The organism is Streptomyces sp. NPDC057697 (genome assembly GCF_042799335.1).
Lineage (GTDB): Bacteria > Actinomycetota > Actinomycetes > Streptomycetales > Streptomycetaceae > Streptomyces.
This window is the reverse complement of sequence record NZ_JBHVJA010000001.1, coordinates 785,395-803,869: the sequence shown is the minus strand read 5'-3', so window position 1 is coordinate 803,869 and position 18,475 is coordinate 785,395. Positions and strand designations below refer to the sequence as shown.

Annotated in this window: 15 protein-coding genes; 9 read left to right on the top strand and 6 right to left on the bottom strand. The window is 70.3% G+C overall.

Annotation, left to right across the window (positions count from 1 at the left end; translation table 11 throughout):
- The first annotated feature begins 148 nt into the window (after window positions 1–148).
- The 4 genes from leuA (at window position 149) to ACFVFH_RS03585 (ending at window position 4,503) form a co-directional block, all read left to right on the top strand.
- Window positions 149–1,936: a 2-isopropylmalate synthase gene (gene leuA, locus ACFVFH_RS03600; RefSeq protein WP_383762800.1), complete on the top strand. Its 1,788-nt coding sequence runs from the start codon at window positions 149–151 to the stop codon at window positions 1,934–1,936.
- Window positions 1,937–2,176: 240 nt separating this feature from the next.
- On the top strand, window positions 2,177–2,854 hold the full coding sequence (locus tag ACFVFH_RS03595; protein ID WP_383762797.1) for a TerB family tellurite resistance protein: 678 nt from the start codon (window positions 2,177–2,179) through the stop codon (window positions 2,852–2,854).
- Between the two features lie 45 nt (window positions 2,855–2,899).
- A complete protein-coding gene (recO, locus tag ACFVFH_RS03590; RefSeq protein WP_383762795.1) occupies window positions 2,900–3,646 on the top strand; it encodes a DNA repair protein RecO in 747 nt (248 codons plus the stop codon).
- A gap of 35 nt (window positions 3,647–3,681) precedes the next feature.
- Window positions 3,682–4,503 (top strand): isoprenyl transferase, encoded by an 822-nt coding sequence (locus ACFVFH_RS03585; RefSeq protein ID WP_383762793.1) that lies wholly within the window; start codon window positions 3,682–3,684, stop codon window positions 4,501–4,503.
- A 36-nt stretch (window positions 4,504–4,539) separates the two neighbouring features.
- Here ACFVFH_RS03585 and ACFVFH_RS03580 read toward each other — a convergent pair whose 3' ends face one another.
- The 4 genes from ACFVFH_RS03580 to ACFVFH_RS03565 form a co-directional block, all read right to left on the bottom strand.
- Entirely contained in the window at window positions 4,540–4,974 is a 435-nt protein-coding gene (locus ACFVFH_RS03580) for a Fur family transcriptional regulator (RefSeq protein WP_383762790.1), read from the bottom strand.
- 65 nt (window positions 4,975–5,039) lie between these two features.
- Window positions 5,040–5,933, bottom strand: coding sequence for a metal ABC transporter permease (locus ACFVFH_RS03575; protein ID WP_383762787.1), 894 nt, complete (start codon window positions 5,931–5,933; stop codon window positions 5,040–5,042).
- Between the two features lie 2 nt (window positions 5,934–5,935).
- On the bottom strand, window positions 5,936–6,718 hold the full coding sequence (locus tag ACFVFH_RS03570; protein WP_383762785.1) for a metal ABC transporter ATP-binding protein: 783 nt from the start codon (window positions 6,716–6,718) through the stop codon (window positions 5,936–5,938).
- A gap of 38 nt (window positions 6,719–6,756) precedes the next feature.
- Window positions 6,757–7,710, bottom strand: a complete 954-nt coding sequence (locus ACFVFH_RS03565; RefSeq protein WP_383762783.1) for a metal ABC transporter substrate-binding protein — start codon at window positions 7,708–7,710, stop codon at window positions 6,757–6,759.
- Between the two features lie 206 nt (window positions 7,711–7,916).
- Here ACFVFH_RS03565 and ACFVFH_RS03560 point away from each other — a divergent pair, with 206 nt between their 5' ends.
- Together ACFVFH_RS03560 and ACFVFH_RS03555 are read left to right on the top strand one after the other, a co-directional pair.
- The gene (locus ACFVFH_RS03560; RefSeq protein WP_383762780.1) at window positions 7,917–9,299 is read left to right on the top strand and encodes a glycine--tRNA ligase; all 1,383 of its coding nucleotides are present in this window, start codon (window positions 7,917–7,919) and stop codon (window positions 9,297–9,299) included.
- A gap of 236 nt (window positions 9,300–9,535) precedes the next feature.
- A complete protein-coding gene (locus ACFVFH_RS03555) occupies window positions 9,536–9,775 on the top strand; it encodes a DUF6243 family protein (protein WP_383762777.1) in 240 nt (79 codons plus the stop codon).
- 89 nt (window positions 9,776–9,864) lie between these two features.
- Here ACFVFH_RS03555 and ACFVFH_RS03550 read toward each other — a convergent pair whose 3' ends face one another.
- On the bottom strand, window positions 9,865–11,334 hold the full coding sequence (locus ACFVFH_RS03550) for an MFS transporter (protein WP_383762775.1): 1,470 nt from the start codon (window positions 11,332–11,334) through the stop codon (window positions 9,865–9,867).
- A gap of 110 nt (window positions 11,335–11,444) precedes the next feature.
- On the opposite strand from ACFVFH_RS03550, the gene ACFVFH_RS03545 reads away from it, so the two are divergent.
- Window positions 11,445–12,353: a helix-turn-helix domain-containing protein gene (locus tag ACFVFH_RS03545; RefSeq protein ID WP_383763566.1), complete on the top strand. Its 909-nt coding sequence runs from the start codon at window positions 11,445–11,447 to the stop codon at window positions 12,351–12,353.
- Here ACFVFH_RS03545 and ACFVFH_RS03540 read toward each other — a convergent pair.
- Window positions 12,326–13,810, bottom strand: coding sequence for an MFS transporter (locus tag ACFVFH_RS03540; RefSeq protein WP_383762772.1), 1,485 nt, complete (start codon window positions 13,808–13,810; stop codon window positions 12,326–12,328). The two genes, ACFVFH_RS03545 and ACFVFH_RS03540, sit on opposite strands and share 28 nt — an antisense overlap.
- Before the next feature lie 70 nt (window positions 13,811–13,880).
- Between ACFVFH_RS03540 and dusB the strand changes: the two genes are divergently transcribed.
- Both dusB and ppdK read left to right on the top strand, forming a co-directional pair.
- Window positions 13,881–15,029 carry a tRNA dihydrouridine synthase DusB gene (dusB, locus tag ACFVFH_RS03535; RefSeq protein WP_383762770.1) on the top strand — a complete coding sequence of 383 codons (1,149 nt, stop codon included), beginning with the start codon at window positions 13,881–13,883 and terminating at the stop codon, window positions 15,027–15,029.
- 635 nt (window positions 15,030–15,664) lie between these two features.
- Window positions 15,665–18,412: a pyruvate, phosphate dikinase gene (gene ppdK / locus ACFVFH_RS03530; protein WP_383762767.1), complete on the top strand. Its 2,748-nt coding sequence runs from the start codon at window positions 15,665–15,667 to the stop codon at window positions 18,410–18,412.
- Window positions 18,413–18,475 lie beyond the last annotated feature (63 nt).

Sequence of the window (18,475 nt, the reverse complement as noted above, 5' to 3'; positions counted from 1 at the left end):
TCTCGTCGCATCATGCGTTTCGGGCTGCTTCTTCTTAGCTGCCGCGGCGAGGGCCTGTAGTCGTAGGCCGACCCCCTCCCCGCGGAGTCTGGTGTTGCAGCGACACAGTCGGCCGTCCCACTCGTTGGACCCCGAGGAGCCGTACGCCATGACCGACGCACATCCCGCCCAGACCCCCGCCGAGAACGCCGTCGGCCGGCCCACGCCGATCACCAACGCGACTCGGCTCCAGAAGCCGTCCGGGATGCCGATCCACAAGTACGCCGGCTACGAGGCCGTCGACATCCCCGACCGCACCTGGCCGGACAAGCGGATCACGGTCGCGCCCCGCTGGCTCTCCACCGACCTGCGCGACGGCAACCAGGCCCTGATCGACCCGATGTCCCCGGCCCGCAAGCGCGAGATGTTCGATCTGCTCGTACGCATGGGCTACAAGGAGATCGAGGTCGGCTTCCCGTCCTCCGGCGAGACCGACTTCGCCTTCGTCCGCTCCATCATCGAAGAGGGCGCGATCCCCGAGGACGTGACGATCTCCGTCCTGACCCAGGCCCGCGAGGACCTGATCGAGCGGACCGTCGAGTCCCTCGTCGGCGCCCACCGCGCCACCGTGCACCTGTACAACGCCACGGCGCCCACCTTCCGCCGGGTCGTCTTCCGCGGCTCCAAGGACGACATCAAGCAGATCGCCGTGGACGGCACCCGGCTGGTCATGGAGTACGCGGAGAAGCTGCTGGGCCCGGAGACGACCTTCGGCTACCAGTACAGCCCCGAGATCTTCACCGACACCGAGCTGGACTTCGCCCTGGAGGTCTGCGAGGCGGTCTGCGACGTCTGGCAGCCGGAGGCGGGCCGCGAGATCATCCTCAACCTGCCCGCCACCGTGGAGCGTTCGACGCCCTCCACGCACGCGGACCGGTTCGAGTGGATGTCGCGGAACCTGTCGCGCCGCGAGTTCGTCTGCCTGTCCGTCCACCCGCACAACGACCGGGGCACCGCCGTCGCCGCCGCCGAGCTGGCCCTCATGGCCGGCGCCGACCGCATCGAGGGCTGCCTGTTCGGCCAGGGCGAGCGCACCGGCAACGTCGACCTGGTCACCCTGGGCATGAACCTGTTCTCGCAGGGTGTCGACCCGCAGATCGACTTCTCGCAGATCGACGAGATCCGCCGCACCAGCGAGTACTGCAACCAGATGGAGGTCCACCCGCGCCACCCCTACGCGGGCGACCTGGTCTACACCGCCTTCTCCGGCTCCCACCAGGACGCCATCAAGAAGGGCTTCGACGCCATGGAGGCCGACGCGGCCGCCCGGGGCAAGACCGTGGACGACATCGAGTGGGCGGTCCCGTACCTGCCGATCGACCCGAAGGACGTCGGCCGCAGCTACGAGGCCGTCATCCGGGTCAACTCGCAGTCCGGCAAGGGCGGAATCGCGTATGTCCTGAAGAACGACCACAAGCTGGACCTGCCGCGCCGGATGCAGATCGAGTTCTCCCGGATCATTCAGGCCAAGACGGATGCCGAGGGCGGCGAGGTCACGCCGACCCAGATCTGGTCCACCTTCCGCGACGAGTACCTGCCCAACCCGGAGAACGCCTGGGGCCGCGTACAGCTGCGCACCGGCCAGACCACGACCGGCTCCGACGGCCAGGACACGATCACCGTCGAGGCGACCGTGGACGGCGCGGACACCGTACTGACCGGCACCGGCAACGGACCGATCTCCGCCTTCTTCGAAGCGCTGCAGGCCATCGGCATCGACGCCCGTCTGCTGGACTACACCGAGCACACCATGAGCGAGGGCGCCAGCTCCCAGGCCGCCTCGTACATCGAGTGCGCCATCGACGGAAAGGTCCTGTGGGGCATCGGCATCGACGCCAACACCACACGGGCCTCGCTGAAGGCGGTCGTCTCCGCGGTCAACCGCGCCACCCGCTGATCCGGCGCCCGCGAAGGGCCGCCGCCGCACGGCCGAGGACCCCGCCCACCCGCACCAGGGGGGCGGGGTTCGGCCATCTCCGGACGGTTGTCACCGGCAAGGTGCTGACGTCACATCACGACTGTGGTTAACATCACGTTCACACGGCAATGCTGCCGGAGGGGCCACCTCCCGTGCCCTTGGGGCCACGGGGGAGTTACGGAGGTGTGCGACGTGCGGTCAGCCCTGGGACAACGCGCCATGAAGCTGCGTATCTGCGGCATCCGCACCGTCTGGGACCCCGTCGGCGACGGCGAGTTCTTCTGCCCCGGCTGCGGCGGCGACCGCAACTACCGGCGGCTCACCGGCCGTCGGCGCCTCACGGTGCTCGGTGTGCCGATGCTGGCGCGCGGCACCGCGGGCCCCGTCGTCGAATGCGCCGCCTGCCGGGAGCACTTCGGCACCGAGGCGCTCGACCACCCCACCACCACCCGGCTCTCCGCCATGCTGCGGGACGCCGTCCACACCGTCGCGCTCGGCGTCCTCGCGGCCGGCGGCACCACCTCCCGCACCGTGCTGGAGGCCGCGGCCGCCATCGTGCGCGGCGCCGGATTCGACGACTGCACCGAGGAACAGCTCTGCACCGTCGTCGAGGTGCTCGCCGCCGACACCGGCCAGGGCTCCGCCTTCGACCCCGCGGCCGAGGCCTGCGGAGCGGCCCTCGCCATCGAACTCCACGAGGCGCTGGAACCCCTCGCCCCGCACCTGGCCCCCGCCGGACGCGAATCGATTCTCCTCCAGGGCGCCAGGATCGCGCTCGCCGACGGCCCGTACGGACCGGCGGAGCGCGAGGTGCTGACCACCATCGGCGGCGCGCTGCAACTCCGCGCCGAGGACACGGCCCGGCTGCTCGCCGAGGCGGCGCGCACCCCCTCCTGACCGCCCGGGGCCCGGCGCGCCGTCCCCGTACCGGACAATGGTCGTATGAGCTTGTTCCGGGACGACGGCGTGGTGCTGCGCACGCAGAAGCTGGGCGAGGCCGACCGGATCATCACGATCCTGACCCGCGGCCACGGCCGGGTCCGCGCCGTCGCCCGCGGGGTGCGGCGCACCAAGTCCAAGTTCGGTGCCCGGCTGGAACCCTTCTCCCACGTCGACGTGCAGTTCTTCGCCCGGGGCAGCGAACTGGTCGGCCGGGGACTGCCGCTCTGCACCCAGAGCGAGACGATCGCCCCGTACGGCGGCGGCATCGTCACCGACTACGCCCGCTACACCGCGGGCACCGCCATGCTGGAGACCGCCGAGCGGTTCACCGACCACGAGGGCGAGCCCGCGGTCCAGCAGTACCTCCTGCTCGTCGGCGGGCTGCGGACCCTCGCCCGCGGCGAGCACGAGCCGCATCTCATCCTCGACGCGTTCCTGCTGCGCTCGCTCGCCGTCAACGGCTACGCACCCAGCTTCGAGGACTGCGCCCGGTGCGGAATGCCCGGCCCGAACCGGTTCTTCTCCGTCGCGGCGGGCGGCGTCATCTGCGGCGACTGCCGGGTGCCCGGCAGCGTCGTACCCTCGGCGGAGGCCGTGACCCTGCTGAGCGCGCTGCTCAGCGGCGACTGGGAGACGGCGGACGCGTGCGAGGCGCGCCATGTCAGGGAGGGGAGCGGGCTGGTGTCCGCCTATCTGCACTGGCACCTGGAGCGCGGGCTCCGCTCACTGCGGTACGTAGAGAAATGACCACAGCAGATCAGGCACAGGGAGCGAGACAGTTCATGGCAGTACGCGGGATGCTCGGCGGCCGTAACCGGCGCGACTACAAGACCCCGGAGCCGCACCCCTCCGGTGCCACGCCTCCGAAGATCCCCGGTGAGCTGGTGCCCAAGCACGTCGCCGTCGTGATGGACGGCAACGGCCGCTGGGCCAAGGAACGCGGCCTGCCGCGCACCGAGGGGCACAAGGTCGGCGAGGGCGTCGTGATGGACGTGCTCAAGGGCTGCATCGAGATGGGCGTCAAGAACCTCTCGCTGTACGCGTTCTCCACCGAGAACTGGAAGCGGTCCCCGGAGGAGGTGAAGTTCCTGATGAACTTCAACCGGGACGTGATCCGCCGCCGCCGTGACGAGATGGACGAGCTGGGCATCCGCATCCGCTGGGTCGGCCGCATGCCCAAGCTGTGGAAGTCCGTGGTCCAGGAGCTCCAGGTCGCCCAGGAGCAGACCAAGGACAACGACAGGATGACGCTGTACTTCTGCGTCAACTACGGCGGCCGGGCCGAGATCGCCGACGCGGCGCAGCGGATCGCGCGGGACGTCGCGGCCGGGAAGCTGGACCCGTCCAAGGTCAACGAGAAGACCTTCGCGAAGTACATCTACTACCCGGACATGCCGGACGTCGACCTCTTCGTCCGCCCCAGCGGGGAACAGCGCACGTCCAATTATCTGATCTGGCAGAGCGCCTACGCCGAGATGGTCTTCCAGGACGTGCTCTGGCCGGACTTCGACCGCCGCGACCTGTGGCGGGCCTGCCTGGAGTTCGCCCAGCGGGACCGGCGCTTCGGCGGCGCGGTGGAGGCGGCGCAGGAGCCGACGGGCTGAGCGGCACAGGTCCGGGGGCGGCTCGCCCCCGGACCGTCACTTCTGGGTGGCCGCGCACTCCGAGCAGGTACCGAAGATCTCCACCGTGTGGGCCACGTTCACATAGCCGTGCTGCGTGGCGATGGTCTCCGCCCACTGCTCCACCGCGGGGCCCTCGACCTCCACGGCCTTGCCGCACATCCGGCACACCAGGTGGTGATGGTGGTCCCCGGTCGAGCAGCGCCGGTACACGGACTCGCCGTCCGTGGTGCGCAGCACGTCGACCTCGCCGGCGTCGGCGAGGGACTGGAGGGTGCGGTAGACGGTGGTCAGCCCGACCGAGTCACCGCGGTGCTTCAGCACATCGTGCAGCTCCTGGGCGCTGCGGAACTCGTCCACCTCGTCGAGCGCCGCCGCCACCGCCGCCCGCTGCCGGGTCGACCGGCCGCGTACCGGGGCCGCGTTCGTTCCACTGATCGGCGCCGTCGCCACAGCAGCCTCCTCGTGTCGCCCGTACTCGTGTCGGGCCATTGTGCCAGCCCGTCCGGGCGTCATGGTCAAACCCGGAGCGAGTCCGGGGCCGGACGGGAGGCCGGTACCTCCAGGGTGCACTCCTCGGACGCCGATTCGCTCCGGCGTGCGCGGCTTCTGGCCAGCGGCGTCGCCAGCAGGGTCAGGGCGACGAAGACCGCGATGGCCAGCAGCACGATCGTCGCGCCGGGCGGTACGTCCTGGTAGTACGAGGTGACGGTGCCGGCCAGGGTCACCGCCGTGCCGATGGCCACCGACAGCACGAAGGTCACCTTGAAGGACCTGGTGATCTGCTGCGCGGCCGCGACCGGCACCACCATCAGCGCGCTGACCAGCAGCAGCCCGACGACCCGCATCGCGACGGTGACGGTCACCGCCGCCGTCACGGCGACCAGCAGATTGAGCGCGCGCACCGGCAGCCCGGTGACCCGGGCGAACTCCTCGTCCTGGCTGACCGCGAACAGCTGGCGGCGCAGCCCCAGCGTCACCAGCAGCACGAAGGCGGCCAGCACGCAGATCGAGGTGATGTCCTCGGAGGAGACCGTGGACAGGGAGCCGAAGAGGTACGAGGTGAGGTTGGCGTTGGAGCCGGTGTCGGAGAGGTGGATCAGCATCACCCCGCCCGCCATGCCGCCGTAGAACAGCATGGCCAGCGCGATGTCGCCGCGGGTGCGTCCGTACCAGCGGATCAGCTCCATCACGACGGCGCCCGCGACGGCCACCGCCGTGGCCATCCAGACGGGGCTGGTGGAGAGCAGGAAGCCGAGGCCGACGCCGGTCATCGCGATATGGCCGATGCCGTCGCCCATCAGGGCCTGGCGGCGCTGGACGAGGTAGATGCCGACGGCGGGGGCGATGACGCCGACGAGCACGGCGGCGAGCAGGGCCCGCTGCATGAAGGGAGGGTCGAGGAATTCCATGGTCAGCTCAGCAGTCCCGTCCGGACGGGCTCGGAGGCCGCGTGGGGGTGTACGTGGTCGTGGCCGGGCAGGGCGTGCTGGCCCAGCGCCTTCGGGGGCGGCCCGTCGTGCAGCACACAGCCGTCGCGCAGCACGACCGCGCGGTCGATCAGCGGCTCCAGCGGGCCGAGCTCGTGCAGCACGAGCAGCACCGTGGTGCCGGCCTCGACCTGGTCGCGCAGGGTCGTGGCGAGGATCTCCTGGCTGGCCAGGTCGACGCCGGCCATCGGCTCGTCCATGATCAGCAGCTCGGGTTCGGCGGCCAGCGCGCGGGCGATCAGCACCCGCTGGTGCTGTCCGCCGGAGAGCGCGTCCACCGAGTCCCCGGCCCGGTCGGCGAGGCCGACGAGCCCGATGGCCCGGTCGACGGCGGCCCGGTCGGCCCGGCGGAGCAGGCCCAGCTTCGTGCGGGACAGCCGTCCGGAGGCGACGACCTCGCGGATCGTGGCGGGGACGCCGCCGGCCGCGGTGGTGCGCTGGGGCACGTAACCGATGCGGGCCCAGTCGCGGAAGCGGCGCAGCGGGGTGCCGAAGAGCTCGACGGAGCCGCCGGTGAGCGGGACCTGGCCGATGGCGGAGCGCACGGCGGTCGACTTGCCCGAGCCGTTGGCGCCGAGCAGGGCGGCCACCTCGCCGCGGTGGACGGTCAGGTCGATGCCGCGCAGCACGGGGCGCGCGCCGAGCGTGGCGGTGGCGCCCCGCAGGGCTATCACGGGGTCGGTCGTGGTGCTCCCGGTCTCGGGCATGAGCGCCTCCGATGCTGCTGTGGCGGGTGTTTCGAGGGTCACTTCGCGCCGAGCGCCTTCTCCAGGGCGGTGAGGTTGGACCGCATGACCTCGATGTAGTCGGTGCCCTTGGACTTGTCCGTGATTCCTTCGAGCGGGTCCAGGACGTCGGTCTTCAGCCCGGTGTCCTTGGCGACGGTCCTCGCGGTCCGGTCGCTGGCGAGCGTCTCGAAGAATACGGTGGTGGCCTTGTCCTTCTCCGCGATGGTGTGGATCTCGCTGAGCCGGGCGGGGCTGGGCTCGGCCTCGGGGTCGACGCCGGCGATGCCCTCCTGGGTGAGGCCGTAGCGCTCGGCGAGGTATCCGAAGGCGGAGTGGGTGGTGATGAAGGTCTTGGTGGAGGTGTTCCGCAGCCCGTTCTCGTACGCCGTGTTCAGGCCGTCGAGCTTGGTGACCAGCGCGTCGGTGTTCTTCCGGTAGTCCGCGGCGTGGTCCGGGTCGCTCTTCTCCAGGGCCTTGCCGACGCCCTTGGCGACCTCGGCGTACTTCACCGGGTCCAGCCAGATGTGGGGGTCGGCCCCGGCCTCGTCGCCGTGGTGTTCGTGACCGTGCTCGTCGGCGCCGGTCTCGGTGCCGTGGTCCTCCAGCGTGGTGAGCTTCGCCGCGTCGACGACGTGCTTGGCGCCGGACTGGGCGATGGCGTCGTCCACGGCGGGCTGGATGCCCTTGAGGTACAGGATGAAGTCGGCGTCGGTGAGTCCGCCGGTCTGCCGGGGGCTGAGCTCCAGGTCGTGCGGCTCGACGCCCGGCTTGGTCAGGGTGGTGACGGTGACGTGCTTCCCGCCTATCTGCTCGGCCAGGAACTGCATCGGGTAGAACGAGGCCACCACGTCCAGTTTGTCGCCGTTCTTGTGGTCCGCGGCATCGGAGGAGGAACAGGCCGTGAGGGCGGTGAGGCCGAGGACGGCTGCTCCGGCGACGGCGGCGGTGGGTATGAGGCGGCTTACGTTCATGACAGTCATTTTCAACAAAACTGGAAACGATTGTCAACAAGGCTGATGAGATGACTTTGCGGCCGACGGCGCCGGTACCGATTTGATCCAGGGGGCGTGCCCGCCGGTAATCTGAAGCATTCGCCCGTCGTCTCGTGATCACCACCCCCCACCGAGGCGCTCCGCGCCGTCCCCTGTCCAGTTTTCGTCGTAATGAAGAGAGCACCGTGGCCGCCGACAAGATCGACTCCATCGTCAGCCTGAGCAAGCGCCGTGGCTTCGTCTACCCGTGCAGTGAGATCTACGGCGGCCAGCGAGCCGCCTGGGACTACGGGCCGCTGGGCGTCGAGATGAAGGAGAACCTCAAGCGCCAGTGGTGGCGCTACATGGTCACCGCGCGCGAGGACGTGGTCGGACTCGACTCGTCGGTCATCCTGGCCCCCGAGGTGTGGGTCGCCTCCGGCCACGTCGCCACGTTCAGCGACCCGCTGACCGAGTGCACCTCCTGCCACAAGCGCTTCCGCGCCGACCACCTGGAGGAGGCGTACGAGGAGAAGCACGGCAAGCCGCCGGTGAACGGCCTCGCCGAGCTCAACTGCCCCAACTGCGGCAACAAGGGCACCTTCACCGAGCCCAAGCAGTTCTCGGGTCTCCTCTCCACCCACCTCGGCCCCACCCAGGACTCCGGTTCGGTCGCGTACCTGCGCCCCGAGACCGCCCAGGGCATCTTCACCAACTTCGGCCAGGTGCTTCAGACCTCGCGCAAGAAGCCGCCGTTCGGCATCGCCCAGATGGGCAAGTCGTTCCGCAACGAGATCACCCCGGGCAACTTCATCTTCCGCACCCGCGAGTTCGAGCAGATGGAGATGGAGTTCTTCGTCAAGCCGGGCGAGGACGAGGAGTGGCAGCAGTACTGGATGGACCAGCGCTGGAACTGGTACACGGAACTCGGCATGCGCGAGGAGAACATGCGCTGGTACGAGCACCCGGCGGAGAAGCTCTCGCACTACTCCAAGCGCACCGCCGACATCGAGTACCGCTTCCGCTTCGGCGGCAGCGAGTGGGGTGAGCTGGAGGGCGTCGCCAACCGCACGGACTACGACCTCAAGGCGCACTCCAAGGCCTCGGGCACCGACCTGGTCTTCTTCGACCAGGAGGCCGGCGAGCGCTGGACCCCGTACGTCATCGAGCCGGCGGCCGGTGTCGGCCGCGCGATGCTCGCCTTCCTCCTCGACGCCTACATCGAGGACGAGGCTCCCAACGCCAAGGGCGTCATGGAGAAGCGCACCGTGATGCGTCTCGACCCGCGCCTGGCGCCGGTCAAGGTCGCCGTGCTGCCGCTGTCCCGCAACCCGCAGCTCTCGCCGAAGGCCAAGGGCCTCGCGGCCGACCTGCGGAAGAACTGGAACATCGAGTTCGACGACGCGGGCGCCATCGGCCGCCGCTACCGCCGTCAGGACGAGATCGGCACGCCGTTCTGCGTCACCGTCGACTTCGACACCCTCGACGACAACGCGGTGACCGTGCGCGAGCGCGACACCATGAAGCAGGAGCGCGTCTCCCTGGACCAGATCCAGGGCTACCTCGGCTCCCGTCTGCTGGGCTGCTGACCCACCGCGCCCCCGGGCGGAGCCCCGGTCCCCGTGCGGGGGGCCGGGGCTCCGCCGTACCCCCGCACAGCCGGAAAACCGGGTGCGTCGGCGAGGCGGGGCGGGGTACGGTGCCGCCATGTATTCGTTCTTCCAGATCTACGAGTGAGAGCGCGGCGGGGTCGACCACCCGCCGCCCACCGGACCGATTCCAGGTCGTCTCAGACCTCACTTCGCACAACGAACGGGAGAACGCCATGGCCAAGAGCCGTAACAACCTGCTGGGTGTGGGCGGACAGCGCAAGAAGCTGTCCCGGGCCGAGCAGCAGGGCGCCGGCCCCGCGCGCGACGCCGACCGCAGGGCGGCCGCCGACCAGAAGCAGGAGCTGCTGCGCAGGATGCGCGAGCGCGCGCAGTCGGGCACCGCGCCCGAGTCCGCGCCGGACGACACCGCACAGCCGGACACCGACGGGCAGGACGCCCCGGCGCAGAGCTGACGCCTTCTCGTCACCCGTACGACCGTGGGCCCGGATCACCCCGTGATCCGGGCCCACGCCCTTGTCCGCGCCCCGTCGCCGCCCCGCGCTCACCTCACGCTGCGCGGCAGCCGCAGACTGAGCAGCGTCGTCAGCGCCACCGCGGCCAGCTGCACCAGCAGCGTCACGGCCAGCGCGTCCCGCATGCCCGCGCCCGGGACCAGGGAGAGGAACAGCGTGCCCAGCGTGGCCACCCCCAGGGCCAGCGCGGCCTGCTGGGTCGTGGTCATCACCCCGCCGCCCACCCCGGCACGCGCGGCCGGTACGTCGGAGAGCACGATGCGGAACAGGACGGGCAGCTGGAGACCCTGCCCGAACCCCGCGATCGCCACCCCCGGCATCAGCCCCAGCATCCCGAGACCGGACCACTCGCGCCACACGGTGAGCGCGAGCACCAGCACCCCCACCGCCTGGATCAGCCCGCCGGCCGTCACCACCCGGCTGCCGTACCGCAGGATCAGCCGCGGACCGGCCAGCGACGCCACGAAGAAGGCCACCGCCATCGGCGCCATCGACAGACCCGCCGCCGCCGGGCCCAGCCCCAGCCCCTGCTGGAGGGCCACCGCGATCACGAACATGAAGCCGCCGAAGCCGATCGAGAACGGCACCACCAGCGTCAGCCCGCGCCGCAACGACTCCAGCCGCAGCAGGCTCGGCGGCACCAGCGGCATCCGCCCGAGCCGGTCGGCCCGCCGCTCCACCCGGTAGAAGGCGTACGCGGCGAACGGGAACAGCGCCAGCGAGACCCAGGTCCACAGCGGCCAGCCCGCCGCGCGCCCCTCCGTCAGCGGGGCGAGCAGCGTCACCAGCGACACCGTCAGCAGCAGCGTGCCCGGCACGTCGACCGGCTCGGGCCGCTCCGAACGGGTCTCCGGCACGGCGCGGGCGGCCAGCACCAGCCCCACCGCCGCCACCGGCACGTTCACCAGGAACACCGAACGCCAGCCCGCGCTCTCGCCGAACACCGACGACAGCGGCGCGGCGGCGACCAGGACACCGCCGAGGATCTGGCCCGCGACCATGGAGAGCCCGGCCGTCGCCCCGTACAGGCCCATCGCGCGGGCCCGCCGGTCTCCCGAGGTGGCCGCCTGGATGGTGGCGAGCACCTGCGGCAGCATCAGCGCCGCCGCCGCGCCCTGCGCCACCCGCGCCCCCACGAGCGTCCAGGCGTCCGGGGCGAGTCCGCAGGCGAGCGAGGTGATGCCGAAGGCGGCGATGCCCAGCAGGAAGAGCCGGCGCCGGCCGGCCATGTCGCCGAGCCGGCCGCCGAGGACGAGCAGCACGGCATAGGCGAGGCCGTAGCCCGCGACGACCAGTTCCAGCAGCGCGGGACCCGCGTCCAGATCGTGGTCGATGGTCGGCAGCGCGACGTTGACGATGAAGAAGTCGATGAGCGGCAGCGCCGCGCCGAGCAGCACGGTGAACAGCCCGAGCGCGCCGAGCACCGGAGCGGGGTGGTCGTGCCGGACCACGGTGCCGGCGGGGGCGATGGCTTGCGTTCGTACAGTTGATTCACTCACGTCATCGAGAATCGCCCCCTTCTCAGCCTGGTACCAGAGTGTCTTTATCCTGGTACAAGCAGTACCTGGCAGAGCGCCGGGAGGTTCGGCAGGCTGGAGGCATGAGGACGATGGTGAGCGAACTACCCGATGTGCGTGTGGTGCCTGGGCTCTCGTCGGATCCGGGGGCGGCAGGGCCCTTCGAGCCCGACGTCCGACGGCAGGAGCTCGCGGACTTCCTGCGCAGCCGCCGCGAGCGGATCACCCCCGAGCAGGTCGGCCTGGTCCGGGGCCGCCGCAGACGCACCCCCGGCCTGCGCCGCGAGGAGGTCGCCCAGCTCTCCGCCGTCGGTGTCACCTGGTACACCTGGTTGGAACAGGCCCGGGACATCCAGGTCTCGCCCCAGGTGCTCGACGCGCTGGCCCGCGCGCTGCTGCTCGACAGCGGCGAGCGCGGTCATCTCTTCTCGCTGGCCGGTGCCGTCGACCCGGCCCCGGGCGCGGACTGCCCGAGCGTGACGCTCGCGCTGCGCGAGATGCTGCGGCAGCTGGACCCGATCCCGGCCTGCATCCAGAACAGCCGTTACGACATCCTCGCGTACAACCGGACGTACGGCAGGCTGCTCTGCGATCTGGACGCGGTCGCCCCCGAGGACCGCAACTGCATGATCCTCGCCTACACCAACGCGCAGTGGCGCTCCTCGGTCGTCGAGCTGGCCGAGGTGAACCGGCTGATGGCCGCCAAGTTCCGCAGGTCGATGGCCGAGCATCTGGCCGAGCCCGCCTGGAAGGCGCTGCTGAGGCGGCTGGAGGAGTCGTCCGAGGAGTTCCGGGAGATCTGGGCCCGGCACGAGGTGGTGGCCACGGGCGGCCGGACCAAGATCTTCCGCAACGCCCATGTCGGGCTGCTCCGTCTCGAACACACCGATCTGTGGCTCGGTCCGTCGAGGGGTCCGCGCATGGTGACGTACGCGCCCTCCGACGAGGAGACCAGGAAGCGCCTCCAGGAGCTTCAGGACCTGGAGCTCGCCGAGGCCTGACCCCCGGCCGGGGCGCCCGTCGTCTCCTCCAGCCGCAGCGCGGTCCGGTGGGCCGTCCTTCGCGCCCACTGCCCGCTGGTCAGCGCCCCGACCAGCAGGACGCAGAGCCCGCATCCGCCGATGATCCACCAGGCGGGCGTGCTCGCGTCCACGAAGCCCGTCGCGTACCCGGCACTGCGCGGCGATCCGGTCCCCGCCACGCCCGACGCCAGCACCGCGCCGATCACGGCGACCCCGAGCGTCCCGCCGATCTGCCGGCTGGTCGAGGCGACCGCCGCCGCCACCCCGGCCTGCGAGCGCGGCATCCCGGAGACGGCCGTGTTGGTGATCGGCGCGTTGACCATGCCGAAGCCGAGGCCGAAGAGCACATAGCCGGTGAAGAGCAGGAGGTTGTCCGTCTCCGCGTCGAACACGGCGAACAGCACCCCGCACGCGGTCATGGCCACGCCCGCCACGAGCAGCGGCAGCCGGGGCCCCCGGTTGCCGACGAGCCGCCCGGACAGGGGTGCGCAGACGAAGGTCAGAGCCGCCATCGGCAGCATGTAGAGACCGGCGTGCAGCGCGCTCAGCCCGCGCACGTTCTGCAGGTAGAGGGTGTTGAGGAAGAGGAACCCGCTCAGTGCGGCGAAGGCGCAGACCGCGATGACGGTGGCGCCGCTGAACGGGGCGCTGCGGAAGAACCGCAGATCGATCAGGGGCTCGGCGCGCCGGGGCTCGTACAGCAGCAGCCCGATCAGGGAGCACACGGCGAGCGCGGTGAACACCAGGATCCGGGCCGAGGTCCAGCCCGAGGAGGGCGCCTCGATGATCGCGTACGTCAGCGAACCGAGCAGCCCGATCACCAGCAGCTGGCCCACCGGGTCGGGGCGGCGCGGCTTCGGGGCGCGGGACTCGGGGACGTACCGCCAGGTGAGGAGCAGCGCGGCCAGGCCGACCGGCAGATTGATCCAGAAGATCGACCGCCAGCCGACCGAGTCCACCAGCAGCCCGCCGACCACCGGGCCCGCCGCCATGGAGATGCCGACGACACCGCCCCACACCCCGATGGCACGGGCCCGCTCGCGCGGGTCGGTGAAGGTGTTGGTGATGATCGACATCGCGACGGGGTTGAGCATCGAACCGCCCACCGCCTGCACCATCCGGAACGCCACCAGCGACTCCAGGTTCGGTGCCAGGGAGCAGAGCAGCGAACCGAGGGTGAAGAGGAGGAGCCCGATCTTGAAGATCTTCCGCCGCCCGATCCGGTCGGCGGTGGAGCCCGCGAGCATCAGCAGCGAGGCCAGGACGAGGGTGTAGGCGTCGATCGTCCACTGCATGCCGGCGACGGTGGCGTGCAGTTCCTTCTGCATGGAGGGCAGGGCGACGTTGAGAACGGTGTTGTCGAGACTGACGATCAGCAGACTCATGCAGCAGATCGCCAGCACCAACTGCCGTCGGCGGTGACTGAGCTCGGGCATACATGGATAGTACGGTTAACTAACGAATGCTGCTGCCGGAACTTCCGGTCCGGTACGCGACAATGGAGCAATGACCACGCTCGCCCCCTCGCTCCCGCTGCTCCGGATCGGCCCGCACACGGTGCAGCCGCCGGTGGTGCTCGCCCCCATGGCCGGCATCACCAACGCCCCGTTCCGCACCCTGTGCCGGGAGTTCTCCGGCGGCAAGGGGCTGTTCGTCAGCGAGATGATCACCACCCGGGCGCTGGTCGAGCGCAACGAGAAGACCATGCAGCTGATCCACTTCGACGCGAGCGAGACCCCGCGCTCGATCCAGCTGTACGGAGTGGACCCGGTCACCGTCGGCAAGGCCGTCCGCATGATCGTCGACGAGGACCTCGCCGACCACATCGACCTGAACTTCGGCTGCCCGGTCCCCAAGGTGACCCGCAAGGGCGGTGGCTCGGCGCTCCCGTACAAGCGGCCGCTGCTGCGCGCGATCCTCCACGAGGCGGTCTCCAACGCCGGTGAGCTGCCGGTCACCATCAAGATGCGCAAGGGCATCGACGACGACCACATGACCTATCTGGACGCGGGCCGGATCGCGGTCGAGGAGGGGGTCACGGCCGTCGCCCTGCACGGCAGGACGGCCGCGCAGCACTATGGCGGCACCGCCGACTGGGACGCCATCGCCCGTCTCAAGGAGCACGTCCCGGAGATCCCCGTCCTCGGCAACGGCGACATCTGGTGCGCGGACGACGCCCGCCGGATGATGCGGGAGACCGGCTGCGACGGCGTGGTCGTGGGCCGTGGCTGCCTGGGCCGCCCCTGGCTCTTCGCCGACCTGGTGAGCGCCTTCGAGGGCACGGGGACGCGGCAGGCGCCGGGGCTCCGGGAGGTCTCCGAGGTGATGCTGCGGCACGCGACGCTGCTGGGGGAGTGGATCGGCGACGAGAAGCGTGGCGTGATCGACTTCCGCAAGCACGTGGCCTGGTACCTCAAGGGCTTCTCGGTCGGCTCGGAGATGCGCAAGCGGCTCGCGGTGACCTCCTCGCTGGAGGAGCTGGGCGGGCAGTTGCAGGAGCTCGACCTGGACCAGCCGTGGCCGGACGGCGCGGACGGGCCGCGCGGGCGCACCTCGGGCAACAACCGCGTCGTGCTGCCGGACGGCTGGCTGAAGGACCCCTACGACTGCGCGGGTGTGAGCCCGGACGCGGAGCTGGACACCTCGGGCGGCTGAGACGGCCCGCCGGGGGCGGCAGCGGGGCCTCGGGCCCCCGCTGCCGCCCTTCCGGACTCTTTCGGGGCACGCGGAGCCACAGGCACCGCGTGCCTCTTCTCTTGCCTCGCTCATCTGAGCGCCTTATTCGGCCGGATTCGGTGGCGGTTCGGCCAATGAACGGCCTGAACGGGCCGATGGGGCGTGTGAGGCGATGAATCCGTCTGCTTCCATGCCCATTCGGTGATGAGGGAATGACAGTCGGTTGCCGGTCAGGCGTCCGGATGGTGACATCTGAGCGCCGGCCGTAGAGTGATTCTCGCCACCCTGAGAGCTGGTGTGCTCAGATGAGCGCAAAATCGGGAGCTTGACTTCTCAAATGATGGCACTCGGTGCCAGGGGCCTCCATTTTGATCGATCGACGCTTCCCGTGCGGAGAGTGATCAGAATCGAAGAATCCCGCTCCACTGAGTGTTTATTCGTTCAAGAAGTGAACACATGCCTCCGAACAGGCTAAAGCTCGCGTCACTTTCGATCTGCTGGCGGACGGGTGGTTGAGGCCTCATGACGCGCAAGTGGACGTACCCAGACGCCTTCGATCTGGGTATGTTCCTCGCCGTCAGGGCAGCCACCGCGTCCTCGAGGAGTCGAGACCCGTGTCGGAAAACAAAGATCCCCACGTAACCAGCCCGGAATCCCGGGCGTCCGAGGGCGAGAAGTTCGTTTATGACTTCACCGAGGGCAACAAGGATCTGAAGGACCTCCTCGGCGGCAAGGGTGCGAACCTCGCCGAGATGACCAACCTCGGGCTCCCCGTCCCTCCGGGATTCACCATCACCACCGAGGCGTGCAAGGTCTACCTCGACAGCGGCGAGGAGCCGGCAGAGCTGCGTGCCGAGGTCAGTGCGCACCTCGACGCCCTCGAAGCACGGATGGGCAAGAAGCTCGGCCAGGCCGACGATCCGCTGCTGGTCTCGGTCCGCTCCGGCGCGAAGTTCTCGATGCCCGGCATGATGGACACGGTCCTCAACATCGGCCTCTCCGACGCGTCCGTGGCCGGTCTCACCGCCCAGGCGGGCGACGAGCGGTTCGCGTGGGACTCCTACCGCCGCCTCATCCAGATGTTCGGCAAGACCGTCCTCGGCGTCGACGGCGACCTCTTCGAGGAGGCGCTGGAGGAGGCGAAGGAGGCCAAGGGCGTCACCGTCGACGTCGATCTGGACGCGGCCGACCTGAAGAAGCTGGTCGCGCGGTTCAAGAAGATCGTCGCCAGGGACGCCGGACGGGACTTCCCGCAGGACCCGCGCGAGCAGATGGACCTGGCCATAAAGGCCGTCTTCGACTCGTGGAACACCGACCGGGCCAAGCTCTACCGCCGCCAGGAACGCATCCCGGGCGACCTCGGCACCGCCGTCAACGTCTGCTCGATGGTCTTCGGCAACCTGGGCCCCGACTCCGGTACGGGAGTCGCCTTCACCCGCGACCCGGCCAGCGGCCACCAGGGCGTGTACGGCGACTACCTGCAGAACGCGCAGGGCGAGGACGTCGTCGCCGGTATCCGCAACACCGTGCCGCTCGCCGAGCTGGAGTCGATCGACAAGAAGTCGTACGACCAGCTGATGCAGATCATGGAAACCCTCGAAACGCACTACAAGGACCTGTGCGACATCGAGTTCACCATCGAGCGCGGCCGGCTGTGGATGCTCCAGACCCGGGTCGGCAAGCGCACCGCCGGTGCCGCCTTCCGGATCGCGACCCAGCTCGTCGACCAGGGCCTGATCGACGAGGCCGAGGCGCTCCAGCGGGTCAACGGCGCCCAGCTCGCCCAGCTGATGTTCCCGCGCTTCGACGACGAGGCCGCCACGGAGCTGCTCGGCCGGGGCATCGCCGCCTCGCCCGGCGCGGCGGTCGGCAAGGCGGTCTTCGACTCGTACACCGCCATCAAGTGGTCCCGGTCCGGCGAGAAGGTCATCCTGATCCGCCGCGAGACCAACCCCGACGACCTCGACGGCATGATCGCGGCCGAGGGCATCCTGACCTCGCGCGGCGGCAAGACCTCGCACGCCGCCGTCGTCGCCCGCGGCATGGGCAAGACCTGTGTCTGCGGCGCCGAGGACCTGGAGGTCGACACCAAGCGCCGCCGGATGACGGTGGGCGGCCGGGTCGTCGAGGAGGGCGACGTCGTCTCCATCGACGGCTCCACCGGCAAGGTGTACCTCGGTGAGGTCCCCGTCGTGCCGTCTCCGGTCGTCGAGTACTTCGAGGGCCGGATGCACGCCGGTGCCGACGACGCCGACGAACTGGTCGCCGCGGTGCACCGCATCATGGCGTACGCGGACCGGGTGCGCCGGCTGCGGGTGCGGGCCAACGCCGACAACGCCGAGGACGCGCTGCGCGCCCGCCGCTTCGGCGCCCAGGGCATCGGCCTGTGCCGCACCGAGCACATGTTCCTCGGCGAGCGCCGCGAGATGGTCGAGAAGCTGATCCTCGCGGACACCGACACCGAGCGCGAGACCGCGCTGGAGGAGCTGCTCCCGCTCCAGAAGGCCGACTTCATCGAGCTGTTCGAGGCGATGGACGGACTGCCCGTCACCGTACGGCTGCTCGACCCGCCGCTGCACGAGTTCCTGCCCGACATCACCGAACTGTCGGTGCGCGTCGCGCTCGCCGAGTCCCGCAAGGACGCCAACGAGAACGATCTGCGCCTGCTCCAGGCCGTGCACAAGCTGCACGAGCAGAACCCGATGCTCGGTCTGCGCGGGGTCCGCCTCGGACTCGTCATCCCCGGCCTGTTCGCCATGCAGGTGCGGGCGATCGCCGAGGCCGCCGCCGAGCGCAAGAACGCCAAGGGCGACCCGCGCGCCGAGATCATGATCCCGCTGGTCGGCACGGTCCAGGAGCTGGAGATCGTCCGCGAGGAGGCCGACCGGGTCATCGCCGAGGTGGAGGCCGCCACCGGTACCCGTCTCAAGCTCACCATCGGCACCATGATCGAGCTGCCGCGCGCCGCGCTGACCGCCGGTCAGATCGCCGAGGCCGCGCAGTTCTTCTCCTTCGGCACCAACGACCTGACCCAGACGGTGTGGGGCTTCTCCCGCGACGACGTGGAGGCCTCGTTCTTCACCGCGTACCTGGAGAAGGGCATCTTCGGGGTGTCGCCGTTCGAGACGATCGACAAGGACGGCGTCGGCTCGCTGGTCCGCAGCGCGGCCGCGGCCGGCCGGGCCACCCGGCCCGACCTGAAGCTCGGCGTCTGCGGCGAGCACGGCGGAGACCCGGAGTCGGTGCACTTCTTCCACGAGGTGGGCCTGGACTACGTCTCCTGCTCCCCGTTCCGTATCCCCGTCGCGCGGCTCGAAGCGGGCCGGGCGGCGGCGGGTTCGGCCGGCAGCGACAGCCGCTGATCCGGTACCCGGACCCCCTGGCCCACTCCCCGGAGACGGCGGCACCCTGTGCGGGGGTGCCGC

Bases quoted from the DNA above. Each gene is read 5' to 3' on its own strand.
- leuA (WP_383762800.1), top strand. From the start codon at position 149: ATGACCGACGCACATCCCGCCCAGACCCCCGCCGAGAACGCCGTCGGC.
- ACFVFH_RS03595 (WP_383762797.1), top strand. From the start codon at position 2,177: ATGAAGCTGCGTATCTGCGGCATCCGCACCGTCTGGGACCCCGTCGGC.
- recO (WP_383762795.1), top strand. From the start codon at position 2,900: ATGAGCTTGTTCCGGGACGACGGCGTGGTGCTGCGCACGCAGAAGCTG.
- ACFVFH_RS03585 (WP_383762793.1), top strand. From the start codon at position 3,682: ATGGCAGTACGCGGGATGCTCGGCGGCCGTAACCGGCGCGACTACAAG.
- ACFVFH_RS03575 (WP_383762787.1), bottom strand. From the start codon at position 5,933: ATGGAATTCCTCGACCCTCCCTTCATGCAGCGGGCCCTGCTCGCCGCC.
- ACFVFH_RS03570 (WP_383762785.1), bottom strand. From the start codon at position 6,718: ATGCCCGAGACCGGGAGCACCACGACCGACCCCGTGATAGCCCTGCGG.
- ACFVFH_RS03565 (WP_383762783.1), bottom strand. From the start codon at position 7,710: ATGAACGTAAGCCGCCTCATACCCACCGCCGCCGTCGCCGGAGCAGCC.
- ACFVFH_RS03555 (WP_383762777.1), top strand. From the start codon at position 9,536: ATGGCCAAGAGCCGTAACAACCTGCTGGGTGTGGGCGGACAGCGCAAG.
- ACFVFH_RS03545 (WP_383763566.1), top strand. From the start codon at position 11,445: ATGGTGAGCGAACTACCCGATGTGCGTGTGGTGCCTGGGCTCTCGTCG.
- ACFVFH_RS03540 (WP_383762772.1), bottom strand. From the start codon at position 13,810: ATGCCCGAGCTCAGTCACCGCCGACGGCAGTTGGTGCTGGCGATCTGC.
- dusB (WP_383762770.1), top strand. From the start codon at position 13,881: ATGACCACGCTCGCCCCCTCGCTCCCGCTGCTCCGGATCGGCCCGCAC.